This window comes from Bacillus cereus group sp. N8, from assembly GCF_016483685.1.
Lineage (GTDB): Bacteria > Bacillota > Bacilli > Bacillales > Bacillaceae_G > Bacillus_A > Bacillus_A proteolyticus.
The window spans coordinates 21,858-47,125 of the sequence record NZ_JAEHBK010000003.1 but is presented as its reverse complement, the minus strand read 5'-3'; the positions used below and the strand labels follow the sequence as shown (position 1 = coordinate 47,125).

Below are 25,268 nucleotides of genomic sequence, written 5' to 3'. Positions count from 1 at the left end.
AAGCCCTGAATAAGGGCTTTTCATTATTCAAAGAGGTGATTTCGTTGGAGAAAGTAAATATAAGAAAAAGAGATAAGTTGAAAAAGTTTTTTAGGGAACAAAATTATTTAGCGGTGTTACTTGGATTTGCGTTATTGTTCATTAACATATTACTGCTAACGAAAATTTCTTTTGTGTTTACTCCGTTTATCGTCTTTTTAAAAACAATTTTCTTCCCGGTATTATTGGCGGGAGTGCTATTTTATATTTTACATCCATTCGTTTCGCTTTTAGAAAAGAAAGGTGTTTCAAGAATCGTATCAATAGCCTCCATATATTTAGTAGTACTAGGGTTATTTGTATTTTTAGTTGTAACTGTAATCCCAATTATTAAAGATCAAATTGATGCATTAATAGATAACTTACCGTATTTCGGTCATGAAATTGAGCGAGCAGCACGTAGATTTGGGGAAAGTAATTTACTAGGCAAAATTCAGGAGAATTTAAATATTGATGTAGCGAGTATGGTAAAAGACTACACAGTTGATTTTACGAAATCTTTATCATCGGTAACAGGAAATGTAACTGGATTTTTAAGTACTGTTACAGAGGTCGTTTTAACGTTTGTAATGGTTCCGTTTATATTGTTCTATCTTTTAAAAGATGGTGAGCAATTACCGAATCACTTTTTAAAGTTTATATCTGAGCAAAGGCAACCAGCTGCGAAGAGAATACTAGATGATATGCATTATGCGATTAGTTCGTATATTAGAGGGCAAATTATCGTTAGTTTATTTATCGGGATTATGCTATTCATTGGTTATCTTATAATCGGCATTAAATACGCGGTATTACTTGCTATTTTGGCAATGATTGTAAACGTTGTTCCATATGTAGGCCCTATTATTGCGATAACGCCAGCGTTAATTATCGCTTTTATTGATTCGCCAGCAATGATTTTAAAGGTAATTATCGTAATGATGGTTGTACAATTAGCAGAGGGAAAATTTATTTCACCACAAGTAATGGGGAAAAAGTTAGATATTCACCCGATTACTATTATATTTATCATTTTAACTGCAGGAAATTTATTTGGAATTATGGGGGTTATTTTAGCAATTCCAGGATATGCGATATTAAAAGTGTTAGTTACGCATAGTTATAGATTTGTTAAGTTGAATACGTAAAGAAGAGCTAAAACAGATAAAACTGTTTTAGCTCTTTTTTATTAATAATTGATTTGCATATTGGCGTGCCCATTAATCAGCTTCTAATAGCGTCTAGAGAAGTTTTTTTACTTTATAATGGGCATCAATTGTTTTTTTATATCGAAAAATGTAATTTCATTTGCTGCATTTAATAAGAAGTATGTTTAGGTTTTTTGTATATATATTAAAATGTATTTTCAAAGTTTGATAGCAATGTAGCGGTATCCCTATTAAAAATCAAGGTTATAGATAACTGGTATATCCATTCTAGGGAAACCGCCCATACCTGTTCCAGGGAAACCGCCCATACCCATTCCAGGGAAACCACCCATACCTGTTCCAGGGAAACCGCCCATACCTGTTCCAGGGAAACCACCCATACCTGTTCCAGGGAAGCCACCCATACCCATTCCAGGAAAACCTATAATACGGTGAGAATCTAATGTCATGTTTCCACCTACTTTTTATAAATATTTCATACTCTTTTACATGCTATGCTTAAAGAAAATAAAGGAGCTTATTCTCATTTGAAATTAGGCAAACTAATTACTGATAAGTGGGGTTATGTGAACTTCGTATGTATAGGATATAGATAAAAGGACTTTCAATCTTCGAATAAGAATTTAATAATTTATACAATGAATTGATAAACTGGGCAATCTGTTCATGTTAGAGTTTGTTATCATCAATTCTTTTAAACGAAAGATATAGTATTATCATTTCGAGAAGATTCTTTTATCTCCAGTTTTGGTAGCGATAAGGACTTTTGGGGAGGAGAAATCAATTACTCTTGTTTAGTTTATAGTAAACAAATTAGTCTCATGCGTAGGCTTTTAGTTCAACAATAGGTAGATTACTTTCCTTTAGTTTGTAATTAAATATTATATCGTCCATGCGAAAATTCACATCAACTTCAAGAGAAATGAGAGTACCCCCGATTTCTACTTGCTTTCCGTTCTCAGTCTCAAAAGTGAGCGCACCGTCAAATATTGCTATATACTCATCGCAGGTGTATAAATATATAGCGATATGTGTGAAATGTATAATTACCCCTAAAGTATCATCGTTAGTCTGAATATTTCTCTTAAACTTATCGATTTTTTTAGTACACCAACCCATAACTTCACCCCGTTTTTCTATTGTAAAGAAATTCTGTATATATTGATTATATATGGTGTGGAATAAATTGGTGATGGTTATTGTTAAAATTCCAAATACAGAAAATCAGAAAATTCAGTTTTACGAGAAGGAAAAATGTGATAAACTGTAAAAAATAACTAAAAAGCAATGAAAGAGAAGAGTACATATTCAAAACTTTTCAGAGAGCTGATATGTGGTGGGAATCAGTATGGGATGGATATGGAATGGGCTCTGGAGCTTCTCACTGAAATGAGTAGGTAAAGACGGTTACTTCACGTTATCGAAGTATGAAGTGAGCTAATGATAGCTAATTAAAGTGGTACCGCGGGAGTCTCTCGTCCTTTTTATAGGATGAGGGGCTCTTTTTATTTTTATTTTGAGGAAGGAGGAGTTAGTGTGAGTGAAAAAATAATGTTAACAGGAATTAAGCCAACAGGTTATCCGCATTTAGGAAATTATATTGGTGCAATTAAACCAGCATTACAAATGTCAAAAAATAATGAAGGAAAAGCATTATTTTTTATAGCTGACTATCATGCGTTAAATGCTGTGCATGATCCGGCGAAGTTCAATAGTTATACGAAAGAGGTAGCAGCAACTTGGTTATCGCTTGGACTTAGTGAAGACGTTATTTTTTATCGCCAAACAGAAATACCGGAGATTTTGGAATTAACGTGGATACTATCTTGCCTAACTCCGAAAGGACTTATGAACCGCGCTCACGCGTACAAAGCGAAGGTAGAGCAGAATAAAGAAGCAGGAGTAGAGATCGATGCAGGTGTGAATATGGGGTTATACACATATCCTATTTTTATGGCGGCTGACATATTATTATTTCAAGCTACTCATGTACCTGTCGGAAAGGATCAAATTCAGCATATTGAAATCGCTCGTGACATTGCGACGTATTTTAATCATACATTTGGCATAACATTTACGCTTCCAGAGTATGTAATACAAGAAGAGGGTGCTATTTTACCTGGTCTTGATGGAAGAAAAATGAGTAAAAGTTATGGGAATGTTATCCCGTTATTTGCAGAGCAAGAAAAACTGCGGAAATTAATATTTAAAATAAAAACAGATTCTTCACTTCCAAATGAACCGAAAGAGCTAGAAACATTATTTACAATTTATAAAGAATTTGCGACAGAAGATGAAATTCAGTCGATGCGTGAAAAGTATGGAACCGGCATTGGATGGGGCAATGTGAAAAAAGAATTATTCCGTGTTGTTGACCGTGAATTAGCAGGTCCTCGGGAAAAATACGAAATGTATATGAATGAGCCGCATTTATTATATGAAGCGTTAGAGAGAGGTGCTGAGAGGGCACGAGCTATTGCGAAGGTAAATTTAGCGGAAATTAAAAAACGGATTGGATTTGAGAGGGGACGCTGAGCGTTCCCTTGTTTTTTTCTATATAAGATTTAATGATTTATTCGTCATATTGTTACGTAAAGTAAGGGGTTTTATATTTTCTTTCGAAACTTATTAGTTGCATATATTAAAAAATATGCTAATATAGGGTTGCTTATTAAACGTGTTTAATAAGTATAATTAAAGTTACTTATTAAAGAAGTTTAATAAGTGAGGGTCATTCAATAAAAAAGGAGAGGATTGTATGTTTGCACCTGGTGTTCACATTTATACTGCTACTCATCCGTTACATCCGGCGGAACGAAACTCTGGTAAAGAATATGGAAAACCAGTAAAGATAGGTAACAACGTTTGGGTTGGCGGGGGAGCTATTATTAATCCTGGTATTTCAATTGGGGATAATGCTGTAATTGCTTCTGGAGCAGTTGTGACAAAAGATGTACCTAATAATGTAGTAGTTGGAGGTAACCCGGCTAAAATTATTAAAACGATAGATGAATAAAGGGCGTGCATTAATAAATTGATGTCATTATCGTATAGACAATTTGAAAGGTGTTTCATATGAAGAAATATTGTACCGGCAATCATACAAAGACATTACTAGCCTCTAGAAACGCTCTATTCCTCTTATTCGCTTTGCCAGGTGTCGCGTTTGCTACATGGATTTCTAGAACGGCAGCGGTGCGAGATATTTTAGCAGTGTCAAATGCAGAAATGGGATGGATTTTATTCGGACTATCTGTCGGTTCAATAATTGGTCTACTAAGTGCAAGTCGTTTCATTGACTGCAGGGGAGCTAGGGACGTAATTATAGGCAGTATGTTTTTTATGATTATTGGATTGCTTTGTTTAGGTATTAATATTTATTTTGCTTCTAGTATGGGGGCTTTTGGTAGCTTACTAGTATTTGGAGTAGGATATGGATTAGCAGAAGTTGCATTGAATGTAGAAGGTTCTGCCATTGAGCAGAAACTAGGAACAATTCTTCTTCCGAAATTCCATGGATTTTTTAGTATAGGAACTTTAGTGGGCGCGCTCAGTGGTTCTGCCGCCATCTCGCTTCACATCCCAATTCTGTATCAGTTTCTTGCCATTTCGGTCGTGTTTGTATTACTTGTATGTATGTTGTATCGTTTTCTTCCGTATGGAACAGGAAAGCAGGAAAAATTGCGGAACAAAAAGAGAGCGAAGCGTACGTCCTTACGCATGGAAAAAAAGGTGTTTTTAATTGGTCTTTTCGTGCTTGGAATGGCGTTCGCAGAAGGAAGTGCAAATGATTGGCTACCTATCGTGATGGTAGACGGACATCAGCAAAGTGTAGTGACAGGTTCTATTATGTACACTATTTTTGTATTGGCAATGACATTAGCTCGAATGTGCAGTAGTTATTTTCTTGATCGATTCGGTCGTGTCGCTGTCGTACGTGCTACTATTATGTTGGCAATTATAGGAATGACAATTGTTATATTTGGGAGTAACTCATATTTTCTAGCACTTGGTGTAGTACTGTGGGGGATTGGTGCCGCGTTAGGTTTCCCAATTGGTCTTTCAGCCGCTGGAGAGGATAGTGAAAACGCGACTTCTAATGTTGCTACAGTTTCTATAATCGGTTTTACAGCGTTTTTAGTCGGCCCACCATTTTTAGGGATACTTGGAGAAGCATTTGGAATACGTAATGCTTTGCTAGCTGTTTTATTATTTGTTATCTTGTCTGGAATTGTATCGTCTGTTACGAGAGAGAATACATCGAGTTAAATGCGGAGTGCCGCTAGTAGAAATATATCATCTCTATTGCTTTAGAAAATGATGTATGATATATTGTCAACGCAACTTATTAAAAGTGTTTAATAAGTATGTTGATTAAGGTGGTGAGCGATTTGAGTGAACAATTTGTTACTCAAAAATCGATTAAAGAAACGATCTTTCGCGGCATTCGTACAGCTCTTCTAGAGCGAGGTAGTGCAACGAAAGTTGAACTTAGTAATACATTAGAAATTAGTTTTCCAACGATAAGTAAATTTATAGAAAAAATGAAACAAGACGGTGAAGTCACTTTAGCTGGTTTAGATGATTCAAGTGGCGGAAGAAGAGCGAAACGATATGAATATAATCCGGAATATATGTTAGGCTTAGCGATATTTTTAGAGAGAAATGAGACAAACTATACAATTTTTAACTGTTTAGGGGAAGTAAAAGAACAAGGCAGTACTTCAAGTGTATTAATTGATACGGGCCTAGACGTATTAACAGAACAAATAGAAAGTCTAATAGCTACGTTTCCGAAAATAAGTTCCATATCAATTGGAGTGCCTGGTGCGGTCGATAATGGGCGTATTTTCTACATTCCTGGATATGAAAAGTTTCAAAATTTTAATTTGAAAAGTCACTTGGAGGAACTGTTTTCTATACCAGTAGTAATAGAAAATGATATGAATGCCGCAGTGCTCGGCTATCATAAAAACACGGGAAATAATGACAATTCCTCTCTTGTATATTTGTATTCAGGTCAAAATGGCCCAGGTGCAGGGATTATGGTAAATGGAGATGTCGTACGCGGAAGTACATTTTTCTCAGGAGAGATATCTTTCGTCCCGCAGTACGATAATAAAAATTTCCTACAAGCTTTGAGAAGTGGAGATGAAGTTAAAGATTCAAATAAGCTAGAGGGATATAATATAGATGCTATTACCCGTTTAATATCTACATTTATAGCTATTATTAACCCTCATGCCTTTATTTTCTGCGATGATGAAGTGAACCAATTTGTAATAAATCAAATTGTAAAAACTTGTCCGCAGTATATTCCGGCAGAACATATTCCGAAAATAACAGTGAGTAGTTGGAAAGAAGATTATTTATATGGATTAAAAAGTCTTGGACTTGATCTCATGATTACTAAAACGAATAAAGAAAATTAAATGTACTGGCAATGAAGCATCCAATTGCCAGTTGAATAACATAAAAGAAAAGGTGTCGATTATGAAAATTGAACATGTAGCAATTTGGGTGAATGATTTAGAAGGAATGCGTGATTTTTATAAACAGTACTTCGGTGGTGAAGCAAATAGCTTATATCACAATCCGAAAAAGCAGTTTGAATCGTATTTTATAACTTTTGAAGGTGGAGCACGTCTAGAGCTTATGAGACAGGTAGGGATAGATGAAAAAGTACAAACATCAACGATAGGATATGCTCATATTGCTTTTTCTGTAGGTAGTAAAGAAAAGGTGAACGAATTAACTAATATATTAAGAGAAGCAGGATACCCTGTGTTAAACGGCCCGCGTACTACAGGGGATGGTTACTACGAAAGTGTAGTAAGTGATCCTGAGGGAAATCAGATTGAGATAACGATCTAACATTTTATTTACTAAAAACGAATAAACCTATAAAACTTTGTTGTTCCCCAAAACGCTTATAAGAAATCTATTATTTCTTCAGAAAGGGGACATAACATTGAGTGAGTCAATTTTGATTTTCTGTATATATCCATTGCTTATTTGTATTTTTTCAATAGCTGTGACATATAAAGTAGGTACATTTTACGTCATGCCAATGGTAACATTTCTTATTTTTCTTATGTTAAATGTTACAGTGCACGATCCAGCATTTTTCTTTTGGGTTGGCATGTATACTATTCTTTCATATATTGTTTCTTATATAACTATCCTTTTTATAAAGGGATATAAAGTTGTAGAAAGAGAACGTTAATATCATTTTGGGGAAATAGGAATTTATGGTGAACGGTAACAACCTCATTTCACGTTATAATGACGGGAGATGAGGTTGTTTTATTTCTATTTTTAATTGGAGTGATGAAAATCGCGAAGAATCCCCTCAATAACTGGATGAAGAGTACTAGGCAATTCATCAAGCGGAGAGAAGCGTAATTCTTTTGACTCGGTTTGATCACATATAAGTTCACCATGGAATTCTCGGCAAATATAAACAACGAGCACACCATGTACTTGATCACCGTTTGGATAGACTTGAAAGAAATCAGATCCTGAGTATGTACGGAAAAGTTCTGGATTTTTAATGATAAGTCCAGTTTCTTCATATACTTCTCGATTTAAAGCGTCTTCTAACGTTTCGTTATATTCTAAGGCGCCGCCAATAATGCCCCAGCGCTTAAAATCTGTACGGAGCTGCAATAATATTTCATTTTTCTCATTTAATATAATGGCGTGTGATCCGATTAAAATGAGTGGATGATTTCCTACTAGATTTCTCATGTCTTCAATATACCCCATATTTCTTCTCCTTATATTTAATAATAGTTAGGCAGTTCTTTTAACATTTTTTCTGTTTTACGTGCTGTAAATGCTAAGTTATGATCATCTTTTGTTCTAAAAAATAATGTGCGTAAAAAGATTTTAATGTTTGCGCATAAAATACAATACTCATTAAGGGAAAGGCGTTTTCTAATTTGAGGAAGCCTTTTTATTTTTTTATAAATAATTGAAATTAACTCATCTTGCGGAAAGTCATGATATAGCATCGATAGTAACGGTGTAACAATGCGTTCATCTTCGTTATTATGAAATAGATCCGATGGAATGAACATTTTATTTAATAAACAATGAATTAATTCTTCGTACCACTCAAAGGTCGTATAGGAATTGTGAACAATTTCAGTGAAGGCATCAGATACGTGTGCAAGACAATGAGCCCATCCTTTATTTTCAATATAGCCTCGAAAATCCATTTCCAAGTTTGTATATGTAATGAGTTTGGTTTTTATTTCCTCAATATCCTCCTCTGTAAAAAAATAGTGCGAGTTAGCGAATTGGAGTATTAAGGCAATTAACGAAACAGTATAAGAACGTGTGAAAACCCCATCTGTATGTGGGGAGTGAATGTCACAATATAAATACTCATCACTTAAACAAGTTTGTAAAAGTAATTTCAGTTGATCGTCCATAAGGAATTCATGATGAATAAAATGCACAAAACATTTATATATAAGTTGATAACGGGCATAACTATCAGTCGTTCCAATATACTGAAGCATGTTCAAAGTTAACTCATTTACATCTATATGTTGCAGTTGCGTATAGTCATTTTGTTGTATAAGCTCTAACTGTTGTTGCAGTGCTGTAATATCCAATGGAGAACCTCCTCCGCACTTTAAAGATGCGATCTTTTCTAGTATTCTATATATTCAAGGACAATCCTGCTCATGCAAGGAGAACGAGTAGAAATTCGAGAATGACATAGATGAGGGAAGTATATGATGACTATAAAACAGTTAGAAAGACATTTTAAAATAAGAAGAAATGCTTCTTCTATAATGATAAAAGAAAATAATGCAGAGGTTTTTACAGAAGAGCCATTAGAAGAGATGATACAATATTACGTTGCGGAGGCTAAAAAAGAGGGAATAGATAACTTACATTTTGAAATTTCTTCAAAAAGCCCAAATTATGATGTATATAAGAAATGCTTTGGAAAGTATTCATTTGAACATATTGCTGAAAGTATAATAGTATTTAAAGATATATATGAAGTGAACGATATAGAAAGTGATATAGATTTTAAGCTTATTGAAGAGGTTGGAGAAGATGCTTTTTATTCTCTTTGGAATGAGCTGATGGAAGAAGAAATAGTGTTTGATCAATTTGTAAATATGATGGAACAAGAAATTGGTGGGCGATGGAAAGAACATTGTTTAACAGCGATTGCAAATGAAGAACCGATAGGAATTGTAATCCCGCATATTGAGAAAGGGACGCTAGAAGAAGGAAGACTTATGTGTTTCGCGGTTGTTCCAAATATGCGAAATAAAGAGTATGAAGCAGCATTATTTACAGGTGCGATGTTTGTCTTAAAGGAAATAGGCGCATCTTATTATATTGGCGAGACAAATGTACAAAACGAGTGGATGAAGGATGTCTTTGAAAAGAACGGATGTCAGCAGCTGAGTTCTATTGAGCGATATGTGAAAAGGTTTTAGGAGGATGAATGGTGTATACTCTCGAACTCATTTAGCGGGAGGGTTATATGTAAACTTTTCATTCAGTCACTTTACTCTATCCAGATGTATTTCGAGGGAATCCGTGTACAACTTATGAACAAATAAAAGAACTTTTTGCATGTTTGTAAGATAAAAAGAAAAATCGAAACGACAAAGCAAGCGTTCCTATAATACAATAGAGAAGGATTAGACTATACAAAGAAAGTGTTGGTGAGAGAATGGAGCAGCAAAGAAATTGGCTACAAGCAACTGTAGAACGAAATGAAGATAATACGTTACATATAAAGTGGGAAAATAATATAGAAGAAGTTCGTATTTATTGGAGTACTTCACCAGAGTATATTGAAGAGAATGGAGAATTACTTGCAACGGTAAATGGAGAATCATCACATACAATTGAAAACATAAGTGAAAATGAGCGTCCATATTTTAGGTTAGTAGGAAGTAATGGACAAGCAGTGACAGTAGCTGAGCGTAGATTACCATTACAAGGTGCGTTTAACTTCCGTGATATGGGAGGGTATGAAACGACTGAAGGCCGTAAAGTAAGATGGGGTAAATTATATCGTTCGGAAGAATTAGCAGGATTAACAGAATGGGATATCGAGTATTTACAGAAGTCTGGCTTAAAATTAATTTGTGATTATCGTACAGATTTTGAAGTGAAACATAAGCCAAATCCAGGTATTACAGGCGCTCGTCAAGTATGCTTACCAGTTATGCAAGACTTAGCGAAAGATTTAAATATAAATGAGTTTTTCCAAGTGGGTGATTTATCAGTATTAGGCAAACCAGGCGAATACCTTGTGAAAATGAATCAAGATTTCGTAAGTGGTAATGAGGCGTTTGTGAGCTTCTTACAACTCGCTCAAAGTCCAGAAAACTTACCGTTAGTAAACCACTGTACAGCTGGAAAAGACCGTACAGGATTTGGTTCTGCATTATTATTACTTCTATTAGGTGTATCAGAAGAAACAGTAATGAAAGACTACTTACTAAGTAACGGTTTCCGTGAAAAGTTAAATGAAAAAATGATGGCATTTTTAGGTGCGAAATTACAGAACGACGAAAGTAGAGCAATATTAGGTGCAATGTTTGAAGCTCGTGCTGAATATTTACAAGCTGCGATTGATGAAGTTAAAAAGCAATATGGATCAGTTGAAGTATACGCTGAAAAAGCTCTTGGCTTTACGAAGGAATCGTTAGAGGAAATGAAAGAATTATTGCTAGAAGATAAATAATGAGGAGGGAGGCTGATTGGATTAGCCTCCTTTTATTATTGTTGCTATAATTTTGCTTATGAGGATTGTTGTGCACCGGGGAGAAAATGGATGAAAAGAACTTACGAATCGGGGGATAAAATGATTCATACACGTTTAAAAGCAGAGGGGTTAAGAGGAAAGCTATCAACAATACTAAGTCAAGATTATAAGGAACTAGCTGTTCAGAATTTAAAGGTGATTGGAACGGGAGTGCAAAATATTGTTTTTCGCGGAGATTCAGAAAAGGGAGCTTTAGCTTTTCGAGTGCCGTGGGAACGTGAAGTAGAAAATATAAATGAAGATTTATTTAATAGCCGGATTTCTTTGCAAAAGGAAACAGAGCTTTCTAAGTTTTGTTATTCAAAAGGTATTCCAGTGCCAAAGATACATGAATTGCATCTTTCTGCCGAACTTGATTTTTTAATATCGGATTATGTATCTACTGATCATATGCCAATTTCTGCATGTAAAATAGGGAAGTTAGTTAGTGAGCTTCATAGTATACCAATCGATGGTTTACAATATGAGCAGAACATTAGAGAGCCGATTAGTAAGTATATAGCGGAACGCATTGTGAAAAGAGTGGAAGGGTTTAATACAATTACAGATTGTGGGATTAAACTTCCGGATGTACAAACAATTAAACATATTCTTAGTAGGGCTGATCATATAAAGAGTTTATTGCATATGGACATTCGACCAGCAAACTTAATTGGATATAATGGAGAAGTTAAAGCGATAGTTGATTGGGATAACGCTCTAATTGGTCATCCATTATTGGAGCTTATGAGAATAGCTGAAACGAATGAGGTTAATTGGGAAGAATTTAAAGCGGGATATAAGAATGATAGTATCTTTAACGCTACCCCGCATATTGTTAGTTTATTTTATAGGTTAGATACAGCGGTCATGCTTGCAAACTTATTTATAGCACATTTGAAAATAGAAGATAAAGGTGTATTCTATAAAGAGCGAGTCAAAGCACTTTATAATGAAATATATATAAGCTTATAATTAAGCTATGAGAATGAAGTTTTTAAATTAGGAATTGAGGAGAACATCATGAAATACAAAGTAATACTATTCGACGTAGACGATACATTATTAGATTTCCCTGAAACGGAAAGGAACGCATTACATAACGCGTTTGTACAGTTCGGCATGCCTACAGGATATGATGATTATCTTGCAAGTTATAAAGAGATTAGTAATGGATTATGGAGAGATTTAGAAAATAAAATGATTACGCTAAGTGAATTAGCGGTAGACCGATTTAGACAATTATTTGCACTTCATAATATAGAAGTAGATGCACAGCAATTTAGTGATGTATACCTTGAAAACTTAGGGAAAGAAGTACATCTTATAGAAGGTGCAGTGCAATTATGTGAGAACCTTCAAGATTGCAAGTTAGGTATTATTACGAATGGATATACTAAGGTGCAACAATCAAGAATTGGAAATTCGCCTGTATGTAACCTCTTTGAACATATTATTATTTCAGAAGAGGTTGGCCATCAAAAACCAGCACGTGAGATTTTTGATTATGCATTTGAAAAGTTTGGAATTACTGATAAATCCAGTGTACTAATGGTTGGAGATTCCTTAACTTCTGATATGAAAGGCGGAGAAGATTACGGTATTGATACTTGTTGGTATAATCCGAGTCTGAAAGAAAACAAGACAAGTGTTAAGCCGACTTATGAAGTGGAGAGTTTGCTGCAAATTTTAGGGATTGTAGATACTGCGGAAAAAGTGTAGTCTGTTCCTAATCTGAATGAAATCGTATCGACGTTTCGACAAGAGATATCGTTTTAACGACATGTTATGACAAAAAAGACCTTTATTATAAGGGCTTTTTTTACATTAATCCTCAAAAATAAAAATCTCATCAATCGTACTATGAAGTACCTTCGCAATATCATGAGCAAGCTGCAAGGAAGGGTTGTATTTCCCTTTTTCGAGATGGCTAATCGTTTCACGGCGTACACCAACACTTTTCGCTAAATCTTCTTGTGTCATATTCAATTTGGCGCGGTATTCTTTTATCTTCGTTACGAACGCCATGGTGCATCTTCCATTTCATCAACAGGTTTATCGTAAAAGAACATAGAGAACCCAAACGTAAGAATAAGTGTGCCGAAAATAAGAGCGATATCAATCTCTTGTAGCGCCGGGTTTGGAAATAACATTTCAATAAACATAATGATAGCGGTAGTTAGTAATGTAACGATAAATGCATTGCGGCACGATTTATTGACGATTTGTTCAAACAGTTCATCGTGTTGAACCGTTCTATATGTTGTGAAAAAGGAGAAGAAACAGAACATAGTAAACAATCCTTTTTCATAAAAAAAGCCGAGGAAACCGAAGAAACCGAGAAATCCTAAATATTTTATCCAAGTTGTTTTCACGATAGATTCTCCTTTCGATGTTAGAAATAAATCACGTTATGTTATAAATATATCACATATGGATATGAATGGTAATAATAGTTTTCCGATTCTTTTCATAATAATAGTAAAAAGACTAAATATACTGCGAAATAAAGAGGATAATATTGTAAAATGGTTGTGAGGAGGGGGAGGAAGGAATGTTAACTGGGATAATGATCGTTATATTACTTGTAGTGATTACTGTAATTGCAACGGTGTTAATTGGGCGAAATGGTGATGCGAATTATAGTAAAGCGACGAAAGGGAATATTAAACGGCTTACGATGATTTATATTATACTAGCCGTTGTTTTAATCGTTGGATTAGGAGTGTACATTTATTTTAAAGGTTAAATAAACTGAAAAATGTAAAAATCTAAAAATAGAATTATGCTATAATATTAATATAGTTAATTGGTAATTAAGGAAAGGATTGGATATAATGATTGAAATTACGAATGTGTCAAAAAGTTATAATGGGTCTACCTATGCAGTAAAAGATTTAAGTTTATCTGTGCCTAGCGGAGAAATCTTTGGATTTTTAGGACCGAATGGTGCTGGTAAATCAACGACAATTAAGATGATTACTGGTATTCATGGGGTGGACAAAGGGACCATTACGATCAATGGCAAAGATATTATGAAAGAGCCGATGGAAGCGAAAAAGACGTTTGGATATGTTCCGGATAGTCCAGATATGTTTTTGCGATTGAAAGGAATCGAATATTTAAACTTTATGGCAGATATGTATGAAGTGCCGAAAGAACAAAGGCAAGAGCGAATAGAGTCGTTAGCGAAGAAGTTTGATCTTTATAATGCTTTATCTGATCAAATTCAAAGTTACTCGCACGGTATGAGACAAAAAATCGTTATTATTGGTGTGCTCGTGCACGAGCCAGATGTATGGATTTTAGATGAACCGTTAACAGGTCTTGATCCGAAATCTGCATATATTTTGAAAGAAATGATGAGAGAACATGCAGATAAAGGGAAGATTGTATTTTTCTCTACACACGTATTAGAAGTTGCGGAAAAAATATGTGACCGTGTTGCTATTATTAATAAGGGAAATCTTCAGTTTAAAGGAAATTTAAATGAAATGAGAGATCATTTTAAATCCAATGAATCACTTGAAAAAATGTTCTTGGAGATGACGGGTAATGAGTAAAATTTGGACGTTAACGAAGGTATTATTGAAATTAAATTATGCAGATTTTATAACTGATAAGAAGAAACGATGGGCATATTTATTCTCCTTTGCAGCTATTTTATTTGTTGGCTTTTTAATATTTGGTTCTATAACGCACGCGATGTATGAGGGGATGAAACATTTAGGGCAAGACCCAGGAATGATTATCGCAATGGGACTTGCGATTGCGAGTATATGGGTATTTTTAATGAGTATAACGAACATTTTAACCGTATTTTATTACAGTAATGACATTGAAATGTTACTGCCGTTACCATTAAAACCAGCACAAATTATCTCGGCAAAATTTTTAACGGTATTAATTACACAATACGTAATGAGTTCATTCATTTTATTACCAATCTTTATTACGTACGGTTTGAAAAGTGGCGCATTTATTACATATTACATATACATGATTTTTATTTACTTACTCTTCCCGATTGTGCCGTTAGTATTAGCTTCGTTACTGATGACAGTTATTATGAGGTATACAAATATAGCGAAAAATAAAGACCGAGGCAATATATTTATTGGAATCGTAAGTATACTATTTATTGTAGGAATTAATGTATTTTTGCAGTGGAGAAATAAAAGTTCGTTTTCTGAAGATGCAATTACGAATTACCTTGCGAACAACGAATCTTCTCTTTTAATACAAATGACAAATTATTTTCCAACTACATATTTTGGAGCAGTCGCATTGGTAGAAAATGCGAATTGGAAGGGTCCTTTATACGTAATGATCTTTGCAGTTATTTCATTTGTATTTTTTGTGTTGTTTTATTATATTTCAGAGCGTACATATTTAAAAGGGGTTATTGGACTTTCAACGAGTACAGCAAAGAAACAAGCTATTACGTCGGAAGGTTTACAGAAATCAACGGTACAAAGTTCACATTTAAAAGCATTTGTGAAAAAAGAATTTAATACGTTATTCCGTACACCGCAATTTTTCTTAAATTGCATTGTGCAAACTTTCGTTATGCCAATTATGCTGTTCTTTGTTTTATTCGTACAAGATGGAAATTTAAAGTGGATTACAGGATACATTAATAATCCAGAATCAGCAGGTTTCGCGATTGGTGTTGGCCTTTGTGCATCCTTATTTTTAATGGGGAGTAACGTTATTGCAACAACGTCATTTTCACGAGATGGAAGCTCTTGGTTTGTGAATCGTTACTTACCAGTAAAAGCTTCAGATATCTTTTTTGCGAAAGCAATCACGGCTTGGTTAATTAATGTAATCATTTTAGCAGTATTCGGTATTACGATGGCAGTTGTAGCGGGAGTTTCACCAGTCTTTATGATACTTTGGTACTTGCTAAGTGCGAACGGGTTATTGTTAATTAATTTAATCGGTACACGCTGGGATGCACAAACTGCAGATATACATTGGGATACCGAACAGAAATTATTTAAAAGTCGATATACAACTTTATGGAATTTTTTAGCTAATATTTTAATAGCTTTAGTTATTGTAGCGGGAGTAAGTGTATTATACTTCTTCCTTCAAGTAGGACTGTGGGTTATGTTTATTGTTTTATTTATAATGTTTACGATTGTAAATTATATCTTTATTAAAATTTTAAAAATAGGTGCAGAACGCATATTGTCAAATATTAATTAAGAAGGTAGATCCTCTGTATTCGTGCAGGGGATTTATCCATAGATGGAGGAGAAAAGGTGAAGAAAATAGCAATTGTAACAGGGGCAACTCGTCTGAATGGAATTGGTGCAGCTGTATGCAAGGTGCTTGCTCGAAAGGGGATAGACATTTTTTTCACGTACTGGTCTCAGTATGATAAAGCGATGCCATGGGGAATAAATGATCAAGAGCCCTTTTTGTTGAAAAAGGAGATTGAAAGTTACGGTGTTCGATGTGAAATGGCAGAGATCAACTTATCGCAGTCTTATTCGCCTAATCGTGTATTGTATATGGTATCAGAACGTTTAGGTGAGCCATCTATTCTTATTAATAATGCGGCGTATTCTACTCATACGAAAATTGAAGAGTTAGATGTAGAACAGTTAGATAAACATTACACGGTCAATGTGCGTGCTACTATGTTATTAAGTTCATTATTTATTAAACATTTTTCACTTAAAACGAGTGGTAGTATTATAAATCTTACTTCTGGGCAATCATTGGGACCAATGCCAGATGAATTGGCATACGCAGCAACAAAGGGAGCAATAGAAGCATTTACAAAGTCAGTTGCACCAGTTGCTATGGAGAAGGGGATTATAGTTAATGCTGTTGATCCAGGACCAACGAATACAGGATGGATTACAGAGGAATTAAAGCATCATTTAGTCTGGAAATTCCCGCAAGGTAGAGTTGGAGAACCAGTGGATGCTGCCCGTTTAATTTCCTTTTTAGTAAGTGAAGAAGCGAAGTGGATTACTGGGCAAGTCATTCATTCGAACGGAGGTTATTCATAATAATATTATGTTAACATGTGTTGAGAAACAAAAATATTTTATTTTTTTTTATAAATAAAATGTCAAGAAAGATAAAAATTTGATAGGAGAGCATATCGTCATATGAAGATAGTAATTCTTGATGTGACAATATACTCTTTTTCTTTTACTACAGAGCAGAAAAATGAAGTAGAAGAAACTCGAATATTCAAATCGGCTTATCAGTTTTTGTACGTATTATTATGAAGATTACTGTCGGAAAGATGGTAATTCATGTGAAAAGGGATTTTTTAAGGGGAAATCGAATCGTAAAGGGGAGGATAAATTACGTAAACATAGGGGGATTTATATGAAAATGAAAAAGGTCGCTATCGCATCGATAACAATTGGTACAATGCTTACTATGGCAGCTTGTAGCCCTTCGGCAGATAAAGAGACAGAAAAGAAGGAGCAAGTAACTGCACAAAATGATGGAGAAGCAAAAACGACAAGTACAGACGAAACGTCAAAAACAACGAAAGATAATGAAAAAGAAACAAATACTTCTTCAAATGAAAAAACAGATAAGGAAGCAAAAAATACAAAAGAATCATCAGGAACAGAAAGTAACGGTAAAACATCAACTCAAAACGAGAATGTGAAAACAAAAGAAAAAGAAACGACAGGAAAAACGAATGATCAAACTACTAGTGGGAACACAACGAAAGATCCGAAGAAAAGTGTTGCTGTGAAAACAAGTGTAAAAGAAGTTGTTGCGTTAGTTGACAGCTTAGACAAGCAATTAGCTGCGAATCCTAAATTAGAAACAGTAAATAAACTTGGAAAACAAATTAATGAGAAGTGGGATGTAATTGAAAAAGATATAGAGGCATCACATCCAACTGAATACAAAACAATTGAACAAAGTTTGTATCCATTAATTATAAGAGCGGAAAAAGAAAAGATAGATGTTAATAAAATGAAGTCATTAACGACGAAAACGAAAAAGGATTTAAATCAGTTATTGACTAAGCTTTCATAGTTTCAAACAAGCCTACTCGTATGAGTAGGCCTTCTTAGTTTGTTGAGGTAGTATGCGAGGCTGGCCATAGCTAGTCTGACTCTATTAATGTTCATTTTTAATTACGATGCGAAATGAACCGAATGCTTGTTGGCTCATATAATTATTTTTGCTGACTTTATAAGGAAATGGAAAAGCAACTAATTGGAAATTACTTTCTTGTTCCACTATAGGTAATGTGAAATTAAAAATTTGTCTCGTTTCAGGAGCGACCGTAGTATAAGCAACTTTTTGGTTATTTAATAGTTCAACTTGCTCCCAATCTTTAAAGGCCACGATTGCATAACTCATTTCTTCTGTCGTTTCATTTCCGCTAGATATAGTTAGCTCTTTACCTTCATTCTCAGAGAGCACTGCTTGTAGTTTTTCCTCATTTCTAGTAACAAATAATGGTTCATAAAGATCATCTTTTAAAACAGTTTTCGGCTGTACAAGAGTAAGTTGTATTTTCTCATTATCTTTATGATGAGTATTAATCGAATATCGCATACTTAGAACCTCTTCTAATATAGCTGCTTTATTTAGGTCATTATCTTTTAATTTATATTCAGGTTTTTTAATTATTAAAAAGGTTAATTCCCTAGCAGTAGGAGAAATTTGTAAATGGATTTTAGTAGTGAGCGAACTGTTGGGCTTTATATCGAAAGAATAGTGGGATACCGCATTTGGAGCGTAGTCTATTTTAAAAGACTTTTGTTCGTAATCTTCTAAAACAATCAATCCATATTTTCGGTCTTCATTAATATTATGTACAAATGATAACGATACGTTGATCTTATTATTCTCACTAATAATTTCACTTCCATTGTCGATATGTTGACCTTGATCATCCTTTAGGCCGTAAGAAACGGTGTTAGTTTGCGGCTCTCTCTGTTTTTCTTCTTTCATCTTTTCTTTAGAAGGTGCGTGAGATAAATTCGGGCTTTGTATAATTGAAGTATTGAACAAAATATAAATTATAAGTATCGAAACTAGTAAAATACCGATAATAAGATATATCTTTTTCATAAATAACACCTCTTACATTCGAGAGTTTAAACCCAATTGAAACAATATATGAAAATTTCAAAAATCTCAATGGTTTGTCTTGAAATTAACTTTTATTTTACATTTGATTCATCTTATTGAATAGAAAGAAATTTAGGGATTGCAAGATGATAAGTCTCAGGAATTGTCCACTTTAATTCAATATTCATAGTATGAAACATGAAGACAAAAATATATGCAGAGGTGAGGTGAATAAAGAATGCTTTGCAATTATTTTTACAATGAAACGCAAATGCGCCCTTTAGGAGGACAGGGGCCAGCGCAAAGTATAATTCTAGCTTGTTTATCAGGCTATACAAGCACAACATATGCAACGTAGTTATTATTCATTATAATCGTATTATGTGATGTGTATTATACAAGGATGGAATTTTTTTTCGATCGTTACCATATGAAACTGTATATGTTTTATAGTGAACAATGCCAAAACAGAAATAGCTCTTTGATGGAGAGAGGCTACAAAAACATAAATTTCATACTTAATAAAAATTTGAAAAAGAAAAAAAGATTGCCTCTTAAGAGGCAATCTTTTTTAGAGAGAGTGTCTTAAAAATAGTTGAATTGCTTTTGCAGGTACATAGAATTTCCCGTTGCTCTCTACAACGATGCCTCCTAATTCATAATCTTTCCCACCAATATAGATAATGTTTTTATTAACAAACAATTTGGCCTCCGTATTATTGCGTTTTACTACAAGCACAGGGTTAAGTGCATCTTGCTTGTCAATCGTTACATTTGAACCAATTTGTTTAAAGGATGTTTCAGCATCTAAGAATAATTTCTTAGTTATTTCTTCTAATTGAAAGCCCATTGCTTTAGCCATTATTTTCGCAATGTCTGTATTTTGGACTAAACCGTATGGCTTTTGAGGACCGTAAGAGTATAAGAATACATCTTCACCTGTATGCCCACCAGTTGTAAAACCGATGTTCGCACGGTTGGCCAATAATTTAGTAAGAATTGGACCTACATCAGTTTTCTTATTTGCAGTTTTTAACTTTTCTCTTTCATCATTAGTTAGGTTGTCTAAACCATAAAGTGCAGCTACTTCTTTTATATTAGATAAATCATCTTTTAGTTTATTTGTAGCACCTTCAAGTGTCATTTTCGCCTTTTTCAGTGGGGCAATGTAAGCTGATACTGGTGTAGTATCATATCCTTTTGTTGTATTACTGTTACCAATGGAAATACCGCTATTACCATGATCCGCTAAAGCAATAACCATAGTGTTACCATCTTTCTTCGCAAATTCTAATGCTTCTGTAACTGCATCATCAAACGCCAATACATCGCTAATCATCCCGATTGGGTCATTTGCATGTGCTGCCCAATCTGACTTACTGCCTTCAACGAATAAGAAGAAACCATCTTTATCTTTTGATAATGTTTGAATGGCTTTGCTTGTCATCTGGGAAAGAGTTGGCTGCTTAGGATTGGTTATTCTACGATCCATATCGAACGCAAGGGCAGTATTAGAGAAAGAACCCCAGATTTTATTTGATTTAGAGTTTAATAACGCATCTTTTGTTTCGACAAAGTCGTAGCCTCTGTCTCGAATGACTTTTACTAAATCTTCGTTGTCTTTACGAATTCCATTGCTTGTCGTCGGCTGAAGCGCTGCCTTTCCACCACCTAAAACAACTTCCATATTTTGATAAACTTGCTGTTCACCAAGCACTTCGAAATTTTTACGGTTAACGTGGTGGGCAGAGAAACTAGCAGGAGTAGCATGCTGAATTTCTGAGGTAGCAATGATTCCTGTCGCACGGCCGGAACGTTTTGCGCCTTCTAAGACGTTGGCAACTGGATGAAACTTGCATTCTTCTTTCACTGGTTCTAAGCCAGGTGAATTCACAACAGAAGGTAATACGCCCACGTAACCTGAATTTGATTTGTTTCCTGTCGCTAAAGCTGTGGCTGCCGGTGCAGAGTCCGTAATAGCTGATTCTGCGGAATACGTACGAACACCTCCGGATACAATTTGATCTAGTGTAAGAGGTGAACCTTTATACCACCGAGCCAATGTTGTAGCAGAAGAACTTGTCCCATCTATAACCATGAAAATTACATTTTTAGGTTGCTTTTCTGCTTTTTTCACCTCAGCTTTTACCTCGTTATCGTTCATCATGATTCCTGCTGCTAATGTACCTATAGCTATCGTTCCTGCTAAAGTTAGTCCTATTATCTTTTTACGAAGATTAGTCATTGTGGTTCCTCCATAGGTTGTTTTCGATATCTCAATCTACCGTTCGTATGTAAACAAAATTTATTATTAGTAGTACCCTATTACCACGAAACTAACAATAATAATTGAGTCAAAATACTGGGCACAAAAAGTTAAATTCAAGCTATTTCTTCAGCAAAATATTCTCTTCATATAAAACCTCTTTGCATCCTTAGTTACACAGTCTTTCCTATAAAAAGAATCTTTTCTTTATTTTATGGGAAACATTAGAAAAAGGATGGTGGGAACATGACAATTGATCGAGTTTGTACAATTGGGCCAGCGAGTAATAATGAAGAAACATTAGCGCAGTTAATAAACAATGGTATGAAAATTGTTCGATTAAATTTATCACATGGCACGCATGAAAGTCATAAAACAATCATGCGTTTAGTAAAATCGTTAGATGATTCTATTAAAATTCTAGGGGATGCACAAGGTCCTAAAATAAGATTGGGTGAAATGAAAGAGGAACCAATTACACTTGAAGCAGGGGAGTTATTTACTTTACATACCAATCCAGTACAAGGGAGTAAAGAAGAAGCAAGTGTTGATTATGTAGGGATTGTGAATGACGTGAAAGTTGGAAGTAGAATTCTTATTAATGATGGAGAAGTTGAACTAATTGTTGAAAAGGTAAGTGCGGACAAAATAGAAACGAGGATAAAAACAGGTGGAAATATTGCTTCTCATAAGGGGGTAAACTTACCAGGTACAATAGTTAGTTTACCAGCTATTACAGAAAAAGATAAAAAAGATATTCAGTTTCTTTTAGAAGAGAATGTTGATTTTATTGCGTGTTCTTTCGTTCGAAAACCTAGTCATATAAAGGAAATACGAAGTTTTATACATGAACATAAAGAAACATCTCCTAATTTAATTGCAAAAATAGAAACGATGGAAGCGATCGAGAATTTTCAAGACATATGCAAAGAAGCGGATGGCATTATGATCGCAAGGGGAGATTTAGGTGTGGAATTACCGTATCAATTTATTCCGCTTTTGCAAAAAATGATGATTCGTGAGTGCAATCGAACGAATACATATGTCATTACAGCGACACAAATGCTTCAATCTATGGTAGATCATTCTATTCCTACAAGAGCTGAAGTAACTGATGTATTTCAAGCTGTACTGGACGGGACGAATGCTGTTATGCTTTCTGCTGAAAGTGCGTCAGGGGAGCATCCAATCGAAAGTGTGAAAACGTTACGTCTCGTTTCGGAATTCGCTGAGCATGTGAAAAAAGATGGGCCTTTTGCGATGAAAGATGTACTGGAATTGCTGCATAAGTCTCTTTAGTATGAAAATATATATTTATCGATTATAGTATTAATTGGATACTTATGCTAAACCAGCGAAAATTTGTTGTTCTTTCTGTATGAATTTAACTTTTTATGGAAAGATATGTTAGTAAGTATACGATTTGAACGTTCTATTTTTTAGAGTGTGATAGGAGGAGAATGAATATGTCAGATATTGAAGTAGGCGAAGTTTTTAGCCTTAGCGACGAGAATAATGAAGAACAAGAAGTTGAAGTACTTGGAGCGATGGATGTCGAAGGAGCAGAATATATTGCGGTTGCCTTTGTTGAAGATATTCAAACAGAAACTGAGGAAGACATTGATATCTTCTTTTTAAAAGTAGAAGAAGATAGTGAATTCTCATACATTGAGAGTGACGAAGTATTTGAAAAAGTATCTGCTGCGTTTGAGAAGATTTTGGACGAGCAAGAACAAGAATAGTTTGACACAAGAGGGAGATGTATATCTGCCCTCTTTTTTGTATATGATTGAAAAATTTTTCTCGAACTTCTGTTTTTCAATCTACTATGAATCATACACTTCTTTTGTGTTCGCGGAAGCCGCATCTAATAAAAGGAAAATCGCTGCTATAATATGCAGAACGATTGCTATATAAGGAAAGAAGGCAACTAGAATAGTTAGGATACCTATATAATTAGAATAGGTTTTCATGCCTTTCTTTTTAGCCAATAAAATTGTAATGATATGTAAAGTGATTACTATAAGTAGCGGTATCCCGTATAAGTCAACTATTCCTTGATGTAAATAATAAGGAATTAATAAAAGGTGGGATATACCTGTAGTCCACTTCAATGCTTTTATGACTGTCTTCAAAGTTAATTCCTCCTAAATAATATGTACGTATGAATATGTTACCAAATATAGTGGTGAATGGATATTTTTTTGTATTCACATTTCGGGAAAATAGATAATTATATTATGTTAACTGATTAGTTCTTTATCCCGCTATTTGTGGGAGTCGGGCTACTCGTAAACGCCCGTTTGATGAAGGCTAATAATCAGTGGGGGGTGTCCCCCACTGATTATAGTTTCACTTTTATGCACAAGAAAAACCACCCAAATGAGGATGGTTCGTATTATAAATAATTAGGTAAGTAAGAAAGGGGAACCTTTACTTCACTACCTTCCTTCATATTTCGCAGCATAACTGTTTCTGTAGATAGTTCCTCTTCACCAATGATAAGCACATACGGGATATTTTCTTTATTGGCATAATTAAGGGCACGTTTCAATTTACGTCCGGCTAGTTCAAGCTCGATTTTTAAGGAAGTAGTAGAACGTAATTGCTGGGCGATTTGTAAGCATTGTAATTCTGTCCCGAGTGGGATGATAAAAAGATCTGCTGTAGATGCTATTGTTTCTTGTTTTTGAAGCGCGGTATAAATAACATCTAATCCGAATGAAATACCGACTGTTGGATAGTTCATATTATCACCACGGAATGCCCCAATAATATTATCGTATCGACCACCGCTACCGATGCTGGATGTAATCGAGCCGTCTTTTAGAAAAATTTCATACACGGTACCTGTGTACATCGTGAGCCCTCGTGCTAAAAACGGATTGAATATAGCATTTTCATTTATTCCGAGGGCGATTAAATATTGCTGTAATTGTTGCAATTCGTTTACTCCATCGGCGACAAGTGTATTATTGAAAGTGTCCTTAAAGTCGGCAATAGTGAGCTTTAGGCAAGATAAAACAGTATTACATATTGTATCGGCCATTTCTACAGTAATCCCGCGCTCCAATACATCTTTTCGTACACCATCAATCCCAATCTTTTCGATTTTATCCAATGATAAAATTATGTCACTCGTTAATTCGGTAGGGATGTTAATAGACTGGAGAATACCATTTAATAATTTTCGGTTATTATATTGAATCGTTACTTTTAAGTTTAACGTTCGGAACAGTTCAAATGCCATGCTCATGAGTTCAGCTTCGGCCATGACTGATTCTACACCAACTATATCAACATCGCATTGTATGAACTCACGAAATCTCCCTTGTTTAATCGGACCATCTCGAAATACTTTCCCAATTTCATAACGTTTAAAAGGGAGGCGAATATTTGGATTCATCGCCACGACTTTTGCGAATGGAATTGTTAAATCGTAACGTAAAGCAAGCTCGCGTTTTCCTTGATCTTGCAGTGTATATATTTCCTTTAAAATTTCATCACCACCGCCGTACTTGTATGACATAAGTTCATACATATTTAACGTTGGTGTCTCTAACGGTTTACAGCCATAACGTTCAAACGTATCTTCACAGGCTCTTTTAATTTTATTTCGCAGCGCTTGTTCCTCTGGTAAATAGTCTTTCGTTCCTTTTACATTTTTCATTTCCACCCAAATCACTCCTTTTTTAAATTAAAAAAAGCTATGCAGGTATAAAAATACCCACATAGCTTTATGAACGCTTCGTGGGTCAACAGGAAAAGCCCTGTACCCACGAAGAAAAATTTTTCTTCGGATACACGGCGTTACGTATGATGATGAAGTTGGAAAGAAGTATTAAAATTTTGCATTAGAAATCTCTCCTTAACAATAAGTTTTTCCAAATTATATCAGATGATTTTTGAAATATCAATATTTTCAGTTTTGAAAAATACGTGAAGT

Annotated in this window: 28 protein-coding genes, 2 pseudogenes and 1 other annotated feature; of the genes and pseudogenes, 20 read left to right on the top strand and 10 right to left on the bottom strand. The window is 34.7% G+C overall.

Going from position 1 to position 25,268, the window contains the following annotated elements; translation table 11 throughout:
- Positions 1 to 44 precede the first annotated feature (44 nt).
- Complete coding sequence (locus tag JDS80_RS06555; protein ID WP_199637567.1) at positions 45 to 1,166, top strand: AI-2E family transporter; 1,122 nt, start codon at positions 45 to 47, stop codon at positions 1,164 to 1,166.
- A gap of 251 nt (positions 1,167 to 1,417) precedes the next feature.
- Here the strand turns inward: JDS80_RS06555 and JDS80_RS06550 are convergent, their stop codons facing one another.
- The gene (locus JDS80_RS06550; protein ID WP_199637565.1) at positions 1,418 to 1,636 is read right to left on the bottom strand and encodes a hypothetical protein; all 219 of its coding nucleotides are present in this window, start codon (positions 1,634 to 1,636) and stop codon (positions 1,418 to 1,420) included.
- A 370-nt stretch (positions 1,637 to 2,006) separates the two neighbouring features.
- Complete coding sequence (locus tag JDS80_RS06545; RefSeq protein ID WP_199637563.1) at positions 2,007 to 2,306, bottom strand: hypothetical protein; 300 nt, start codon at positions 2,304 to 2,306, stop codon at positions 2,007 to 2,009.
- A gap of 159 nt (positions 2,307 to 2,465) precedes the next feature.
- Positions 2,466 to 2,673: a binding site (T-box leader), on the top strand.
- Positions 2,674 to 2,678: 5 nt separating this feature from the next.
- Between JDS80_RS06545 and JDS80_RS06540 the strand changes: the two genes are divergently transcribed.
- The 6 genes and pseudogenes from JDS80_RS06540 to JDS80_RS06515 all read left to right on the top strand — a co-directional run bounded on the left by JDS80_RS06540 (position 2,679) and on the right by JDS80_RS06515 (position 7,413).
- On the top strand, positions 2,679 to 3,722 hold the full coding sequence (locus JDS80_RS06540; protein WP_199637561.1) for a tryptophan--tRNA ligase: 1,044 nt from the start codon (positions 2,679 to 2,681) through the stop codon (positions 3,720 to 3,722).
- Positions 3,723 to 3,933: 211 nt separating this feature from the next.
- Positions 3,934 to 4,203: pseudogene (locus JDS80_RS06535) on the top strand (DapH/DapD/GlmU-related protein); the annotation flags it as partial.
- A 59-nt stretch (positions 4,204 to 4,262) separates the two neighbouring features.
- Positions 4,263 to 5,456 (top strand): MFS transporter, encoded by a 1,194-nt coding sequence (locus tag JDS80_RS06530; RefSeq protein ID WP_199637559.1) that lies wholly within the window; start codon positions 4,263 to 4,265, stop codon positions 5,454 to 5,456.
- Between the two features lie 122 nt (positions 5,457 to 5,578).
- Entirely contained in the window at positions 5,579 to 6,619 is a 1,041-nt protein-coding gene (locus JDS80_RS06525; protein ID WP_199637557.1) for an ROK family transcriptional regulator, read from the top strand.
- A 61-nt stretch (positions 6,620 to 6,680) separates the two neighbouring features.
- Positions 6,681 to 7,061, top strand: a complete 381-nt coding sequence (locus JDS80_RS06520) for a VOC family protein (protein WP_199637555.1) — start codon at positions 6,681 to 6,683, stop codon at positions 7,059 to 7,061.
- Positions 7,062 to 7,158: 97 nt separating this feature from the next.
- The gene (locus JDS80_RS06515; protein ID WP_199637553.1) at positions 7,159 to 7,413 is read left to right on the top strand and encodes a YbeF family protein; all 255 of its coding nucleotides are present in this window, start codon (positions 7,159 to 7,161) and stop codon (positions 7,411 to 7,413) included.
- 92 nt (positions 7,414 to 7,505) lie between these two features.
- Here JDS80_RS06515 and JDS80_RS06510 read toward each other — a convergent pair whose 3' ends face one another.
- Positions 7,506 to 7,955, bottom strand: coding sequence for an NUDIX hydrolase (locus JDS80_RS06510; RefSeq protein WP_199637551.1), 450 nt, complete (start codon positions 7,953 to 7,955; stop codon positions 7,506 to 7,508).
- 17 nt (positions 7,956 to 7,972) lie between these two features.
- The gene (locus JDS80_RS06505; RefSeq protein WP_199637549.1) at positions 7,973 to 8,812 is read right to left on the bottom strand and encodes a DUF2785 domain-containing protein; all 840 of its coding nucleotides are present in this window, start codon (positions 8,810 to 8,812) and stop codon (positions 7,973 to 7,975) included.
- A gap of 123 nt (positions 8,813 to 8,935) precedes the next feature.
- Here JDS80_RS06505 and JDS80_RS06500 point away from each other — a divergent pair, with 123 nt between their 5' ends.
- The 4 genes from JDS80_RS06500 (at position 8,936) to JDS80_RS06485 (ending at position 12,702) form a co-directional block, all read left to right on the top strand.
- Positions 8,936 to 9,658: a GNAT family N-acetyltransferase gene (locus JDS80_RS06500; protein WP_199637547.1), complete on the top strand. Its 723-nt coding sequence runs from the start codon at positions 8,936 to 8,938 to the stop codon at positions 9,656 to 9,658.
- 239 nt (positions 9,659 to 9,897) lie between these two features.
- Positions 9,898 to 10,920: a tyrosine-protein phosphatase gene (locus tag JDS80_RS06495; protein WP_199637545.1), complete on the top strand. Its 1,023-nt coding sequence runs from the start codon at positions 9,898 to 9,900 to the stop codon at positions 10,918 to 10,920.
- 90 nt (positions 10,921 to 11,010) lie between these two features.
- The gene (locus JDS80_RS06490) at positions 11,011 to 11,955 is read left to right on the top strand and encodes a phosphotransferase family protein (protein ID WP_071744134.1); all 945 of its coding nucleotides are present in this window, start codon (positions 11,011 to 11,013) and stop codon (positions 11,953 to 11,955) included.
- Positions 11,956 to 12,003: 48 nt separating this feature from the next.
- Positions 12,004 to 12,702, top strand: coding sequence for a YjjG family noncanonical pyrimidine nucleotidase (locus JDS80_RS06485; RefSeq protein ID WP_199637543.1), 699 nt, complete (start codon positions 12,004 to 12,006; stop codon positions 12,700 to 12,702).
- A gap of 105 nt (positions 12,703 to 12,807) precedes the next feature.
- Here the strand turns inward: JDS80_RS06485 and JDS80_RS06480 are convergent, their stop codons facing one another.
- Together JDS80_RS06480 and JDS80_RS06475 are read right to left on the bottom strand one after the other, a co-directional pair.
- Entirely contained in the window at positions 12,808 to 13,008 is a 201-nt protein-coding gene (locus JDS80_RS06480; RefSeq protein ID WP_071744136.1) for a helix-turn-helix transcriptional regulator, read from the bottom strand.
- Positions 12,996 to 13,355 carry a DUF3796 domain-containing protein gene (locus JDS80_RS06475; protein ID WP_000859232.1) on the bottom strand — a complete coding sequence of 120 codons (360 nt, stop codon included), beginning with the start codon at positions 13,353 to 13,355 and terminating at the stop codon, positions 12,996 to 12,998. The genes JDS80_RS06480 and JDS80_RS06475 overlap by 13 nt, the downstream gene beginning before the upstream one ends.
- Before the next feature lie 179 nt (positions 13,356 to 13,534).
- On the opposite strand from JDS80_RS06475, the gene JDS80_RS06470 reads away from it, so the two are divergent.
- From JDS80_RS06470 to JDS80_RS06450, 6 genes are all read left to right on the top strand, one after another.
- Positions 13,535 to 13,729, top strand: a complete 195-nt coding sequence (locus JDS80_RS06470; protein WP_000955218.1) for a hypothetical protein — start codon at positions 13,535 to 13,537, stop codon at positions 13,727 to 13,729.
- 88 nt (positions 13,730 to 13,817) lie between these two features.
- Positions 13,818 to 14,543 carry an ABC transporter ATP-binding protein gene (locus JDS80_RS06465; protein WP_071744137.1) on the top strand — a complete coding sequence of 242 codons (726 nt, stop codon included), beginning with the start codon at positions 13,818 to 13,820 and terminating at the stop codon, positions 14,541 to 14,543.
- The gene (locus JDS80_RS06460) at positions 14,536 to 16,194 is read left to right on the top strand and encodes a putative ABC transporter permease subunit (protein ID WP_199637540.1); all 1,659 of its coding nucleotides are present in this window, start codon (positions 14,536 to 14,538) and stop codon (positions 16,192 to 16,194) included. Before JDS80_RS06465 ends, JDS80_RS06460 begins: the two co-directional genes overlap by 8 nt.
- Positions 16,195 to 16,250: 56 nt before the next feature.
- Positions 16,251 to 17,009 carry an SDR family oxidoreductase gene (locus JDS80_RS06455; protein WP_199637538.1) on the top strand — a complete coding sequence of 253 codons (759 nt, stop codon included), beginning with the start codon at positions 16,251 to 16,253 and terminating at the stop codon, positions 17,007 to 17,009.
- Positions 17,010 to 17,111: 102 nt separating this feature from the next.
- Positions 17,112 to 17,234 (top strand): hypothetical protein, encoded by a 123-nt coding sequence (locus tag JDS80_RS31935; RefSeq protein ID WP_083596109.1) that lies wholly within the window; start codon positions 17,112 to 17,114, stop codon positions 17,232 to 17,234.
- A gap of 103 nt (positions 17,235 to 17,337) precedes the next feature.
- Complete coding sequence (locus JDS80_RS06450) at positions 17,338 to 18,009, top strand: hypothetical protein (protein WP_199637536.1); 672 nt, start codon at positions 17,338 to 17,340, stop codon at positions 18,007 to 18,009.
- Positions 18,010 to 18,093: 84 nt separating this feature from the next.
- On the opposite strand, the gene JDS80_RS06445 is transcribed toward JDS80_RS06450, so the two are convergent.
- Entirely contained in the window at positions 18,094 to 19,056 is a 963-nt protein-coding gene (locus JDS80_RS06445; RefSeq protein WP_199637534.1) for a hypothetical protein, read from the bottom strand.
- Between the two features lie 238 nt (positions 19,057 to 19,294).
- Between JDS80_RS06445 and JDS80_RS32090 the strand changes: the two are divergent.
- Positions 19,295 to 19,509, top strand: a pseudogene (locus tag JDS80_RS32090) (DUF3947 family protein).
- Between the two features lie 118 nt (positions 19,510 to 19,627).
- Here JDS80_RS32090 and JDS80_RS06440 read toward each other — a convergent pair.
- On the bottom strand, positions 19,628 to 21,301 hold the full coding sequence (locus JDS80_RS06440; RefSeq protein WP_199637532.1) for an alkaline phosphatase: 1,674 nt from the start codon (positions 21,299 to 21,301) through the stop codon (positions 19,628 to 19,630).
- 267 nt (positions 21,302 to 21,568) lie between these two features.
- Between JDS80_RS06440 and JDS80_RS06435 the strand changes: the two genes are divergently transcribed.
- Together JDS80_RS06435 and JDS80_RS06430 are read left to right on the top strand one after the other, a co-directional pair.
- Positions 21,569 to 22,621 carry a pyruvate kinase gene (locus JDS80_RS06435; RefSeq protein ID WP_199637529.1) on the top strand — a complete coding sequence of 351 codons (1,053 nt, stop codon included), beginning with the start codon at positions 21,569 to 21,571 and terminating at the stop codon, positions 22,619 to 22,621.
- A 167-nt stretch (positions 22,622 to 22,788) separates the two neighbouring features.
- Entirely contained in the window at positions 22,789 to 23,064 is a 276-nt protein-coding gene (locus tag JDS80_RS06430) for a DUF1292 domain-containing protein (RefSeq protein ID WP_071744143.1), read from the top strand.
- Between the two features lie 84 nt (positions 23,065 to 23,148).
- Here the strand turns inward: JDS80_RS06430 and JDS80_RS06425 are convergent, their stop codons facing one another.
- Both JDS80_RS06425 and JDS80_RS06420 read right to left on the bottom strand, forming a co-directional pair.
- Positions 23,149 to 23,457, bottom strand: coding sequence for a hypothetical protein (locus tag JDS80_RS06425; RefSeq protein ID WP_071744144.1), 309 nt, complete (start codon positions 23,455 to 23,457; stop codon positions 23,149 to 23,151).
- Between the two features lie 263 nt (positions 23,458 to 23,720).
- On the bottom strand, positions 23,721 to 24,998 hold the full coding sequence (locus JDS80_RS06420; RefSeq protein WP_199637527.1) for a histidine--tRNA ligase: 1,278 nt from the start codon (positions 24,996 to 24,998) through the stop codon (positions 23,721 to 23,723).
- Positions 24,999 to 25,268 lie beyond the last annotated feature (270 nt).